We start from the raw sequence: 11,753 nt of genomic DNA, 5'->3' as shown, positions 1-11,753 counted from the left end.
TCCGGTCAAGCCGAGCACGCTCTAAGTGTGTCAGCCATCCTGTTGGTCAGACGACTTTTTGGAGGATAAGTTGCGGAAGACGGTGAGTGTTCCACAGAGCTGGTCTGGCGCGCATTAAGGTTTAAACGATTGACTGGAATCTTAAACAAAGTCTGCTGCCAGCCGAGCGTCGAGCGGACTCTTTGATGCTGTCTTAGAGCAGAGTTTGACTTACAGATTGCCTCGCGGGTTTGGCTCAAAAGCATTGTTACAGGCGCTCCGCAAACCTGAGCCATCTAGCATATTGGCAAAGTAGCCAATGGTCCGCTGGAGCCCGTCATCCAGCGCCACCATTGGCTGCCAATCCAGCAACTTCTTTGCCAGGGTAATGTCGGGGCAGCGCTGCGTCGGGTCATCCTGCGGCAACGGGCGGTACTCGATCTTCGACTTCGAGCCGGTGAGGCGAACGACCCGTTCGGCCAATTCGTGTACACGGATTTCGTGCGGGTTGCCGATATTGACCGGGCCGGTGACGCTGTCATCGGTATCCATCAGGCGGAGGATCCCCTCGATCAGGTCATCGACGAAACAGAAGGCGCGTGTCTGGCTGCCGTCGCCATAGAGGGTGATTGGTTCGCCCTTCAGCGCCTGGACGATGAAGTTGGAGACGACGCGCCCGTCATTGGGGTGCATGCGCGGACCGTAGGTGTTGAAGATGCGCACCACTTTGATGCGCACTTGGTGCTGCCGGTAGTAGTCGAAGAACAGCGTTTCGGCGGCGCGCTTGCCTTCGTCGTAACAGGCGCGTGGGCCCAGCGGGTTGACGTTGCCGCGGTAGTCTTCTGTTTGGGGATGCACGGTGGGGTCGCCGTAGACTTCGCTGGTGCTGGCCTGGAACACCTTGGCCTTCACGCGCTTGGCGAGGCCCAGCATGTTGATGGCGCCGACGATGCTGGTCTTGGTCGTTTGCACCGGGTCGAACTGGTAGTGAACCGGAGAGGCCGGGCAGGCGAGATTGAAGATCTCGTCCACCTCGGCATACAGGGGGAAGGTGATATCGTGCCGCATGGCCTCGAATTGCGGCAGTCCCAGCAAATGACTGATATTGTCCTTGCGTCCGGTGAAGTAGTTGTCCACGCAAAGCACGTCATTGCCGCGTGCAATGAGCCGCTCGCAAAGGTGAGATCCGAGAAATCCCGCGCCGCCGGTGACCAATACGCGCTTTCTGGTGAGGCTCAAGCTCGTAATCCCTTCGTATCAGGCTTGTTTTTAACGTGAAACATCTTCGGCACTAGCAAGACTAAAAAGGATTGACGGCTGGCGACCTGCTCAGAATACTGAAGTATTGACATTAAACATGTATCTACCAATTTTCGTTTAATCTTCCGTGGCGACATCCATCAGATGCTGGCGGACTGATATTTGATCGCGGACGCTCCCTCCTTTATTGGAATGTTCGAATACGCTGATGGCAAGCGATAGTCGAAGTGAGTAGATCTGATCAAGAAGACGTAGGAGGGCTTCGACCGTAGATACGATCAATCACCGTTGCCACGGCCAACAGCTGATCGGCTGTGGAATTGAAACCTGGGTTACAGATAAGCTCGTTAGCCCAGTGCAGAATTGCTCGACCACCCCATTGATCAGGCGGCACGGCGATGGAGACGCGATGATTAGATCCCTGAGTGCGCTCGGCGGCAAAGTCAAAGAATGAGCCGTCAATGTTCTGCATTACTGAAGTGCCCTGCGTGCCATAGAAGGACGCCCCAATTATCGCGTCTCGTCCAGCTGGCAGGTTCCAGGAGCATGCAACGCGTATAACAACACCAGATACCGTTTCCAGCGTCGCTACACAGTAATCTTCTACTTCACTCGGCTTGGTTGAGAGAAGGACACCAGCGGCAAAGAGCGACGCGGTTACGGAGCGAATATCCTCAAAGCCAAGGGTCCATTGAGCAAGATCGATGAGATGCACGCCGAGATCCATGACACATCCGCCGCCAGACAGAATGGGATCGCGAAACCAAGCCTTGTCGGGACCGTAGGCATTGTGGAAGACAAGATCGACTGCAAAGATGCGCCCGAGTGCACCACTCTGTACCGAATTTCGAACTTGCCTCATGGCCTCAGTGAAACGGTAGGAGAGGTCCACCGCCAGCAAACGATTGCTTTGGCGTGCCGCCATGAGTACATCGCTTACCTCGAAGGCAGTACGGCCGATTGGCTTCTGGCAAAACACTGCGCAGCCGGCCTGCAAGGCAGCGATGGCTTGGCCCGCATGCAAGGCACTCGGTGTGGCTATGACGAGCCCGTCAAGGTCTTGCTGGAGCAATGCTTCTAGATCGACGGTCCGTACGGCGGCAGGGGCCAACTCCATCGCGGCGGCGGCAGCCGTATCGTCCGGCTCACAGATCGCCACTGGTTCGGTCAAAGTGCTTTCGATTAGCGCTTGCATGCGATGCCGGCCGATCCAGCCGACGCCCAGAAACCCTACTCGGGGTCGACGCATCAAAAAGTCACCACCGCTTTAAGGAACCCATCCGGCCTATCTCGTGTGGCATTCAGCGCCTCAGCCAGTCGATCTAGCGGATAGGCATGAGTGTAGAGCGGGCTTGGATCGAGCCGGCCTGACGCGACCGCTGCCACCGCTTCCCGCAACCCCCTGATGTAGATCGCGGGGTCACGCTCGTGGGCGTTGATCACGTCAAGGCCCCGCCAGTTCCAGAGTTGCATGTTCACCTGCCGCAAGCCATCCTGGTGATAGCCTGCCACAATCAGCCTGCCCCGTTCGCGCGTGAGCTCGGCGGCAAGGTCGAGCGGCCATTGTTTTCCCACTGCTTCGACCACTCTATCGCAATACTGGCTGTCGGTGAGCGCCTTTACACGCTGGATGATTGCCCAGTGGTCATGCATCTCGATGGTCTCGACCGCACCCATGTCACGCGCCACGGACAGCGAGAATGGCCGGCGTGAGATGGCGATCACCCGCGCGCCGGCAGCGGTGATCAGCCGGGTCAAAATCGCGCCTAGAAATCCTACTCCGACGACCGCTACAGTCTGGCCTGGTTGAATGTCGGCACGGCGAAAAATGTTCATCGCGCACCCAAGCGGTTCACCCGGAAAAGGCTTGCCTGCGAGAGTGTCCGGCAGTTTTACCGCTGCTGCGGCGTCGGCGAGGTCGTATTCCGCATAGGCAGCATAGGTGAGTGCAGCAACGCGGTCGCCAATTGTGAAGCCTTGTACATCGTCACCGACTGCGTCGATTACGCCCCAACCCTCATGACCAAGGTCACCGGGAGCGGTCGGGAAGTGCATCCAGTCTGGCCCGGACCAGGGGCCAAGATTGGAGGCGCATACGCCACAACCCTCGAGCCTCAGACGTACTTGGTTCGGCCCGGGCTCAGGCCTTGCGACCATACGCACCGTCAAGCGTCCCGCACCTTCAACGACGGCAGCACGCATCGCCTTGGACGCGTCGCTCATGAGGCAACCATCTGATCAGTTTTGGCCGAGTGCCGGTAGGCGATGCATCCGAAAGTATGAGCATCTGGGGCAGTTTTCCCCCGCGAGACGAGCCAAGCCGACCAACCCATGTATTGCTTTGGACTTGGCGAAACCTCTTCGCGCGCGCCTTTTGTCTGGCGCAACGCGTCCAGCGGCTCGACACCGGCGTCGACGAGTACGCACAGCATTAAAACTGCAGAGCGGCCGATCCCGTGCTCGCAATGGATCAGAACCCGTTGGCCTTGTCCGAGCCGTTCGCGCACGAATTCCACGCCTCGATCAAGATCGCTAGGAGCGGGGGGTTGGTGATCGGAGGTCGGCAAGTGGAGAAAGGCGATGCCCATTCGAGCCAATGCTGCCTTGTCATCGCACGCCTCCTCGCGCAGGTCGACTACGCCGCGTATGCCGTGATCGGATGCCAATTTTGCCTCCTCCCCAGCCGCGTATCGGCCGCCTAGGGCAAGCGATGGGGTCACCCAGTGGAATTCAACCAACTCAGGCAACAGAAGGCGTGAGGTATGGCCTCGCCGGTGCGGAAGATGGTGCGTAGCGGCGGACCATCGCAGCGCAAAACTCCGCGTATTCGTACGCGAGCTGAGGGGGCGAGGTATGGTGTGGCTCGATCCCTCGGTGCTCGGGTGTGAAGCAGAAGGTTACAGTGACGGCGAACTCCTCAAGCGCCTCCATCTGGCGATCGAACCAAGCGAGCGCATCTGGGCGAAAGCTGTCGGCCCACGAAATCCCCGTTCGCACATGTTTGACGCCAAGCCGCCGGAGCCAGCGAACTGCCTCGTCCAGTCGGTGGTCCTGATAGTGGAACCATTGGCACAGCCCAATGTCGCCCGCGTGCGGAGCATAGGTCTCGAGTGCCAGTTTCGGAGTGCCGTCTTCTCGCAGCAGACCCATGGCGAAGTGACGATAGTAGGATGATCCTTCTGCCTCTTTGTGTCGAGTGGTGGCCTCCCACGCCCGGGGCAAGTCGTAGAGGCTGTACCAGTGAACGCGTGGTGCACGGCCGATCAACAATTCCGCGGTTCGCTTAACACCCCAGGCCTGCACCTCTTCTGCACCGAATGAGGAAACCCCGACCTCAGTGACCCAGACCGGCTTGCTGGTGATGGCTTGAATTTCGGCCAATTTGGCTGGCCAATCGTTGATTGACCATGGATTCCAGTCAAGGGGAAAGCCATGTACAGCCACGACGTCGACGTGGTCCATCGCCCCCCTGGCCTCCAATCGTTGTATGAAGGCCGGGTCGATAGGGGACATACCACCCAACACTCGCGTAAGGCGGCTGTTCTCCGCTGCGATCGCCTGGCCGGCGAGGATGGTCATTGCAGCGAAACCGTCCCATTCCGGATCCAGGTTGGGATCCCAATGCGATTTGTTGTTGGGTTCGTTCCAGATTTTAGCGGCTTCTATCACGCCCCGGTCGCTCCTTCGTTCGGCCGCGCTGGGTAGATCGCGCCAGCCGGAGTTGGCCGGTTAACCCGGCGGCACATAAACACTTCACTTTCCGGGTGGTCTACCACCTCAAACCCTGAGCTACGGAGCATGGCCGCTGAACAGGCGGCGTTGGGCGCCCACCAGTTAGTCCAATCGCCGCTGTATTGGTGCTCGATGAAGTGCAGCTTTGGATATCCGGCTTCGTTGAAATGCGCCTGCTCGTCGAATCTATAATCTGCAGCAATCGGCGCCACATCATCTACCCCACGCTGCATCGACTGAAAAAGCAAAAGATCGCGCGCGACGTGTTCATGGATCAAGTCAAGAGCGAGCAATGGATGGCGCAAATGATAGAGAACGCCCATGAAGATTACGAGATCAAAGCGTTCGCTGAGTGCTGCCACGTCGTAAACGGAAAGCTTGCGGAACTCGATCTTAACGCCGCGCACCTCTGCGGCGAGGCGTGCTTGGGCGAGATAGCGATCGTCGAAATCGATCCCTAAAACCCGCGCGGCGCCGCGGCGCTTCATTTCAAGGCTGTAAAACCCCGCGTTACAGCCGATATCCAGCACACTCCAGCCGGACAAGTTTTCCGGAATTGCGTGGGCAAAATGCTTGAACTTACTTTCGGGATAACCCCACAGGAAATGATCCGGCGCGGTCCGCACCCCGCCCAGGTCCATATCGTGAAACCAGGGAGCCAGCGCCTCGACCCGCTCGCGGATAGTGCTTTCTGGAAGACTGTTCATAATGCGAGATCCGGTTCTCCGGCGATGAAGCACCGGGTGCGCTCCCGGGCATCGTCGTCAGTGAACTGGGTAGGAGGTGATTTCATAAAATAGCTCGAGGGGCCAATCAGGGGGCCGCCTATGCCACGGTCCAGACCCAGTTTGGCACACCGGACGGCGTCGATTACAACACCAGCGCTATTCGGACTGTCCCAGACCTCGAGTTTTAGCTCCATGTTCAGCGGGGCACCGCCAAAGCCGGTGCCTTCCAGTCGAATGTGCGCCCATTTCCGATCAGAAAGCCACGGCACGAAATCTGACGGGCCAATGTGGATGTTGTCTGCGTCCAATGGAATGTCGAGCTGGCTGGAGACCGCTTGGGTCTTCGAGATCTTCTTCGATTCGAGCCGTTCGCGCTCTAACATGTTCTTGAAGTCGGTATTGCCGCCGAAATTGAGCTGATAGGTGCGGTCTAGCCGCACGCCACGGTCTCGGAACAAATTGGCGAGCACACGATGCACGATTGTCGCGCCAACTTGGCTCTTGATGTCATCCCCTACGATGGGCAGGCGGCGGCTCGCAAAGCGCTCTGCCCAGTCTTTGTTCGAGGCGATGAATACGGGGATGCAGTTGACGAAGGCACATCCAGCAGCGAGCGCCGCCTCGGCATAGTGTTCGGTAGCTTTTTGGGAGCCGACGGGCAAGTAGGATACGAGGACTTCAGTATTAGTTCGGCGCAAAACGTCGACGACGTCAACTTCGGGATTTTCGGATTCGGGAACTTCGCCAACCAGATACTTTCCCAAACCATCTAACGTAGGCCCGCGTTCAACCATTACACCCATAGCGGGCACCATCGCAAAGCTAAGGGTGTTATTAGGGCGTGTGACAATGGCGTCGGCCACATCGCGGCCGACCTTTCCTGCATGGATGTCGAAGGCCGAAACAACCTTCACATCACGTATGTAATAGCCGCCCAGGTCGACGTGCATGAGCCCAGGAGGGTTATCATTGGCAGTTGCCTCCGCATAAAAGCTGAGGCCTTGCACGAAGGATGAGGCGCAATTACCCACTCCTACAAGCCCTACCCGGACCTTTGCTTTTGCCATGCACGACGCCTTCCTGATGACCTCACTGCAGCTATGTAGCTTCATTCACAGAACCGCAAGTGTGGGTCCAGCCATTGGGCTATGAATAAGGTATCATTTGATGGTTGAATTAGCATTTGACATCGAAGCGCTCAGTCATTTCTGCAAGCGTTCTGTTTGACTTGGCAGACGCTTCCTTTGGAACTTAGATCATGTAGAACCGTTCGGCCGCTACCTACGTTTAACGGAGACGTTATGATTCAGGCCGAGGGGAGCGTTGCACCTGTGGCGAGGATGGCTGCAAGGGGTAGGCGTGAGCCGACTTGGAGCTGCGGGCAATGAAGGAGACCGTCTTGGTCGCAGGCGGTGCTGGTTTCATTGGCCGGCATCTCGTGCGGGCGCTCTTGAAGCGTGGCAATAAAGTTCGGGTGTTGGACAGCCTTATAGAGCAGGTTCACCCTAGTCGCACCCGGCCGGGAGATCTAGACGCCGACGCCGAACTGATCGTCGGCGATATCCGGGATGAAGTGGCCGTGCGCCGTGCCCTGGAGGGGGTAGATAGCGTAATCCATCTCGCCGCCGAAGTGGGTGTCGGCCAAAGCATGTATGCAGTAGATCGCTACACTTCCGTAAACGATTATGGAACGGCGGTTTTGTTCCAACAGCTGATCGAACGACCAGTGCGGCGGGTGGTTGTTGCTTCCTCGATGAGTATTTACGGTGAAGGACTTTATCGCACAGTTGACGGACTGCTTGTTCAAGATGCTGTGCGAGGCAGCCGTGTCAATGGTATCGGGAGCTGGGATCCGATTGACTCAATGGGTCGAGCCCTTTTGCCCGAACCTACGCCTGAAACAAAGCAGCCCGCTCTTGCTTCCGTCTACGCTATCGGCAAATACGTCCAGGAGAGACTCACACTGACCCTCACGGCACAATACGGCATGGAGGGTGTGGCATTGCGTCTTTGGAACGCCTACGGACCAGGTCAGGCCCTTTCTAATCCCTATACTGGTGTGTTGGCTATTTTTGCGTCACGCATTGCCAATGGTCAGCGGCCTATGGTGTTCGAAGATGGGCGGCAGCAGCGCGACTTTGTGCATGTAGGGGATGTCGCAAAGGCGTTTGTCCTCGCTTTAGATCATCCGCACGCTGTTGGTGGAGTGTTCAACATCGGAAGCGGCGAACGACGGTCGATTGAGGAGGTGGCTATGCTCCAGGCTGCTTCCATGGGCCGACAAGACTTAACTCCTGAGATTACCCAGAAGAGCCGCGCTGGCGACATTCGGCACAACGTGCCCGATCTAACAAAAGCCAAGGCTGAGCTCGGTTATATGCCGAGCATGAACTTCGAGGAGGGTCTTGCCGAACTTTCCGAGTGGGTTGCGCAGCAGGAATCTGAAGACCGGGTTCCCGAAGCTCGAAGGGAGTTGGAGATGCGGGGTTTGGTCGCGTGATGGCGGCTCTGCGGAGCAAAGTTCTCATCACCGGCGGCGCAGGTTTTATCGGTTCCAACCTGGCTGACCAATTGGCCTCGGATGGTCATGACGTGCTGGTATACGATGCGCTGGCACGAGCCGGCGTGGAACGCAACCTAGCTTGGCTAAGAAGTCGGCATCCGCAGCGTATTCATTGGATACAGGCCGATGTCCGCGATCGGACCGCGATCACTCAGGCTGCCGCCGGGGCAGACGTCGTCTTTCACTTTGCGGCTCAGGTGGCGGTTACTACCAGCATGGAAGCGCCGCGGGAGGATTTTGAGGTAAACCTCCTGGGGACGATGAACGTATTGGAGGCAGTGCGAGAGGCGGGGCGCTGCGCACCGGTGATCTTTGCCTCTACGAACAAGGTTTACGGTGACTTGGCTGATATTGAACTGGAGCAGCAAGGCGATACCTATGCGCCGGTCGACCAAATCATCAAGGCAAGCGGGGTTGGGGAGAGCCGACCGTTAGATTTTCATACGCCATATGGCTGCTCCAAAGGAGGGGCCGACCAGTATGTGCTTGATTATGCACGCAGCTACGGCATTCCAACCTGCGTTCTGCGGATGAGCTGCATTTACGGCCCGCGGCAGATGGGCACTGAGGATCAGGGATGGGTGGCACATTTTTTAATCCGCGCCTTGCGCGGAGAGGCCATTTCAATCTATGGCGATGGCCGTCAGGTCCGAGATATCCTTCATGTGAAGGACGCGGTTGCTACGTACGTCGCTGTCTGGAAACAGATCGAGGCGGTCTCAGGTCGAGCGTTCAACTTGGGCGGAGGACCAGAAAACGCCGTCTCGCTGCGGCAAGTTCTAGCCCGCATTGAAGGTCTAGTGGGGAGGTCTGTCCGTCTCAGCTATTCTGAATGGCGGCCGGGAGACCAGCGCTACTACGTATCCGATACGTCTGCTGTGCGGCGGGTTCTGGGTCTTCCCGCGGTAACGCCTTGGTATGAGGGCATTACGGATCTTGCGACCTGGCTAGCCTCTCACCACACTCCTATTCCCATACAAGCCCATGCGGCTGCGCTATGACAAGGTGAGACGTGTTCTCATCACAACCGATGCTGTAGGCGGAATTTGGACCTACGCGCTGGACCTTGCCAGGGGCCTCCGCTTACGAGGCGACAATGTATTGCTTGCGAGCCTTGGTCCGGCGCCGTCCCCGGCACAGTATGCTTCGGCGGCGGATGCCGATGTCGAACTTGTCAACACTGGGCTGGATTTGGACTGGACGGTCGAAGATCAATGTAGCCTTGAACGCTGTGCAAGTGACCTTGCGGCAAGAGCGGTCGCATGGCGGGCAGATGTCGTCCATTTGAGCAGTCCGGCGTTCGCAGGTGCTGCGCGCTTTCCGATGCAGGTGGTTGGCGTTGCGCATTCCTGTGTTGCTACATGGTGGATGGCAATGCGCAATGGCCCTCCGCCGGCCGATTTCGTTTGGCGGATCGCTGCGGTTGCAAAGGGGTATGCTGCCTGTAATGCGTTGGTTGCGCCGACAGTCGCATTCGCGGATGCGACTTACAAGGCCTATGGAATATCCCCTATTCCGCTTTATAATGGTCGGTCTCACGTGTTGGCGGATAGGCCGATGCGAGACATTTGCATCTTGATAGCTGGACGGCTTTGGGATGAAGGTAAGGGCGCCGCCACGTTAGACATGGCGGCGACCTTGCTTGATCTCCCCATACTGGCCATTGGTCCTGTCATTGGCCCACAAGGGCAGACGATTACATTCAAGAAGCTACACGGCGTGGGCACGAAATCAGCAGCGGATATGGGGAAGACGCTGATTCGGACTCGCATTTTTGTCTCTGCAGCACGGTATGAGCCATTCGGCCTTGCCGTGCTCGAGGCAGCGCAGGCGGGTTGCGCCTTGGTCTTGAGTGACATCGCTACATTTCGGGAATTGTGGGATGGTGCCGCGATCTTCGTGTCGCCAGGGGACGCTGCCGGATTTGCAAAAACTCTTTCCACGCTGCTGAATAACTGCAAGGAAGTGGAGCGGCTCTCCGCCTTGGCGCGAATGAGAGCAGAGCGCTACGATCTCGAAAGCTGGATTGGTGCGACGCGCGAGCTGCATGATGCGTGCCTTCAGCGTTCCGGCGTGTCAGGAGCCGTTGCTTGAAGATCGTTTATTTTACTCATTCTTTGGCGTCCTGTTGGAATCATGGCAATGCGCATTTCGTCCGTGGCGTTCTGCGCAACCTGATCCAGCGCGGGCATGATGTTGACGCCCTTGAGCCGCAGGGGGCCTGGAGCCTTCAAAACCTTCTTACTGACCACGGTCAGGAAGGCCTAAGAGCGTGGCGCGAGGCTTATTCGGATCTGCACTCGAAGCAATACGGTCCGGATTTCGACCCGTCAGAGGCTTGCACGGACGCCGACCTCGTGATCGTGCACGAGTGGAACGATGCTGAGCTCGTCTCTGCACTCGGTAGGCTGCGGGCAAAAGGCGGCCGGTTTACCCTTCTGTTCCACGATACCCATCATCGCGCCGTCAGTGCTCCGCAGGAGATGCAGGGCTATGACCTCGATGGCTACGATGGCATTCTCGCCTTTGGGGCGGCGTTGGCCGAGGTGTATCGTCGCTGGGGATGGGGAGACCGTGCCTTTGTCTGGCATGAGGCTGCCGATATCTCGTTGTTCAAGCCGCCAGCTGACGATACTCGGCGTAACGGGCTCGTTTGGATCGGCAATTGGGGTGACGGTGAGCGGACGGCTGAGTTGGAGACCTACCTACTTGCCCCAGCCAAAGCGTCCGGCCTGGCGCTTGAAATCTACGGCGTTCGCTATCCTGCCGAGGCGCTGGCGCTGCTGGCTCGCTATGGCGCAGTCTATCGCAACTGGTTGGCGAATGCGCGTGCACCGGCTGTCTTTGCCCAGCGGCTGGCTACGGTGCATGTGCCACGGCGCTTTTACGTTCGCGATCTTCCCGGCATCCCGACCATCCGTGTGTTCGAGGCACTAGCTTGCGGCATCCCGCTGGTGAGTGCGCCGTGGGATGATGCCGAAAACCTATTTCGACCCGGTCGTGACTATCTGGTAGCTAGTGACGGCCCGATGGCCGAGCGCCATTTGCGCGCACTTGCGGCAGATCCAGAATTGCGCGCCGAGCTAGCACTATCGGGACTTGAAACCGTTCGGGCTCGCCACACTTGCGCACACCGGGTGGACGAGCTCCTGTCAATTGTTCGCCAACTTGCCCCGAAACCCGAGGTTGTATGAAAATCGCGTTCTACGGATCCAGTCTGCTGTCCGCCTTCTGGAACGGAGCTGCGACGTACTACCGTGGGATGTTGCGTGATTTGGCGGCCCGGGGGCATGAAATCACCTTCTACGAGCCCGATGCCTTCGAGCGGCAGGCGCATCGTGACATTGCGCCGCCCGATTGGGCAAAGGTTGTCGTATGGGACAACAATGAAGCTGCCTGCCGCCGGGTTATTGCTGAGGCGGTCGATGCCGATGTGGTGGTCAAGGCCTCTGGCGTGGGCGTGTTCGACGATCTCCTGATTGAGGGCTTGA

General features: G+C 58.0%; 11 protein-coding genes and 1 pseudogene. 5 read left to right on the top strand and 7 right to left on the bottom strand.

The genetic code is table 11. The features are described from left to right. Positions 1–210: 210 nt before the first annotated feature. From GSQ76_RS03045 to GSQ76_RS03015, 7 genes are all read right to left on the bottom strand, one after another. Complete coding sequence (locus GSQ76_RS03045) at positions 211–1,218, bottom strand: UDP-glucuronic acid decarboxylase family protein (protein WP_158742442.1); 1,008 nt, start codon at positions 1,216–1,218, stop codon at positions 211–213. 262 nt (positions 1,219–1,480) lie between these two features. Beyond that, positions 1,481–2,488, bottom strand: a complete 1,008-nt coding sequence (locus GSQ76_RS03040) for a Gfo/Idh/MocA family protein (protein ID WP_158742441.1) — start codon at positions 2,486–2,488, stop codon at positions 1,481–1,483. Further along, complete coding sequence (locus tag GSQ76_RS03035) at positions 2,488–3,462, bottom strand: zinc-binding dehydrogenase (protein WP_216850865.1); 975 nt, start codon at positions 3,460–3,462, stop codon at positions 2,488–2,490. The genes GSQ76_RS03040 and GSQ76_RS03035 overlap by 1 nt, the downstream gene beginning before the upstream one ends. After that, on the bottom strand, positions 3,459–3,959 hold the full coding sequence (locus GSQ76_RS03030; protein ID WP_408836159.1) for a dual specificity protein phosphatase family protein: 501 nt from the start codon (positions 3,957–3,959) through the stop codon (positions 3,459–3,461). The genes GSQ76_RS03035 and GSQ76_RS03030 overlap by 4 nt, the downstream gene beginning before the upstream one ends. A 19-nt stretch (positions 3,960–3,978) precedes the next feature. Then, positions 3,979–4,908, bottom strand: a complete 930-nt coding sequence (locus GSQ76_RS03025) for a beta-xylosidase (RefSeq protein WP_158742439.1) — start codon at positions 4,906–4,908, stop codon at positions 3,979–3,981. Next, positions 4,905–5,678 (bottom strand): TIGR04290 family methyltransferase, encoded by a 774-nt coding sequence (locus GSQ76_RS03020; protein WP_158742438.1) that lies wholly within the window; start codon positions 5,676–5,678, stop codon positions 4,905–4,907. The genes GSQ76_RS03025 and GSQ76_RS03020 overlap by 4 nt, the downstream gene beginning before the upstream one ends. Continuing rightward, positions 5,675–6,766, bottom strand: a complete 1,092-nt coding sequence (locus tag GSQ76_RS03015) for an inositol-3-phosphate synthase (RefSeq protein WP_158742437.1) — start codon at positions 6,764–6,766, stop codon at positions 5,675–5,677. The genes GSQ76_RS03020 and GSQ76_RS03015 overlap by 4 nt, the downstream gene beginning before the upstream one ends. A 317-nt stretch (positions 6,767–7,083) precedes the next feature. On the opposite strand from GSQ76_RS03015, the gene GSQ76_RS03010 reads away from it, so the two are divergent. The 5 genes and pseudogenes from GSQ76_RS03010 to GSQ76_RS02990 all read left to right on the top strand — a co-directional run. Beyond that, entirely contained in the window at positions 7,084–8,199 is a 1,116-nt protein-coding gene (locus tag GSQ76_RS03010) for an NAD(P)-dependent oxidoreductase (RefSeq protein ID WP_158742436.1), read from the top strand. Beyond that, positions 8,199–9,263: an SDR family NAD(P)-dependent oxidoreductase gene (locus tag GSQ76_RS03005; RefSeq protein ID WP_158742443.1), complete on the top strand. Its 1,065-nt coding sequence runs from the start codon at positions 8,199–8,201 to the stop codon at positions 9,261–9,263. The genes GSQ76_RS03010 and GSQ76_RS03005 overlap by 1 nt, the downstream gene beginning before the upstream one ends. After that, complete coding sequence (locus tag GSQ76_RS03000; protein ID WP_158742435.1) at positions 9,247–10,356, top strand: glycosyltransferase family 4 protein; 1,110 nt, start codon at positions 9,247–9,249, stop codon at positions 10,354–10,356. The genes GSQ76_RS03005 and GSQ76_RS03000 overlap by 17 nt, the downstream gene beginning before the upstream one ends. Next, on the top strand, positions 10,353–11,456 hold the full coding sequence (locus GSQ76_RS02995) for a glycosyltransferase (protein ID WP_158742434.1): 1,104 nt from the start codon (positions 10,353–10,355) through the stop codon (positions 11,454–11,456). Before GSQ76_RS03000 ends, GSQ76_RS02995 begins: the two co-directional genes overlap by 4 nt. Then, positions 11,453–11,753, top strand: a pseudogene (locus GSQ76_RS02990) (hypothetical protein); the annotation flags it as partial. The gene GSQ76_RS02995 and the pseudogene GSQ76_RS02990, both read left to right, overlap by 4 nt.

The organism is Acidisphaera sp. L21 (assembly GCF_009765685.1).
GTDB lineage: Bacteria > Pseudomonadota > Alphaproteobacteria > Acetobacterales > Acetobacteraceae > LMUY01.
Note: the sequence above shows the minus strand (reverse complement) of the source record. Positions and strands in the feature narration are given on the sequence as shown.

Coding starts and splice junctions, on each gene's coding strand:
- GSQ76_RS03040 (WP_158742441.1), bottom strand. CDS start 2,488: ATGCGTCGACCCCGAGTAGGGTTTCTGGGCGTCGGCTGGATCGGCCGG.
- GSQ76_RS03035 (WP_216850865.1), bottom strand. CDS start 3,462: ATGAGCGACGCGTCCAAGGCGATGCGTGCTGCCGTCGTTGAAGGTGCG.
- GSQ76_RS03020 (WP_158742438.1), bottom strand. CDS start 5,678: ATGAACAGTCTTCCAGAAAGCACTATCCGCGAGCGGGTCGAGGCGCTG.
- GSQ76_RS03015 (WP_158742437.1), bottom strand. CDS start 6,766: ATGGCAAAAGCAAAGGTCCGGGTAGGGCTTGTAGGAGTGGGTAATTGC.
- GSQ76_RS03010 (WP_158742436.1), top strand. CDS start 7,084: ATGAAGGAGACCGTCTTGGTCGCAGGCGGTGCTGGTTTCATTGGCCGG.
- GSQ76_RS03005 (WP_158742443.1), top strand. CDS start 8,199: ATGGCGGCTCTGCGGAGCAAAGTTCTCATCACCGGCGGCGCAGGTTTT.
- GSQ76_RS03000 (WP_158742435.1), top strand. CDS start 9,247: ATGCGGCTGCGCTATGACAAGGTGAGACGTGTTCTCATCACAACCGAT.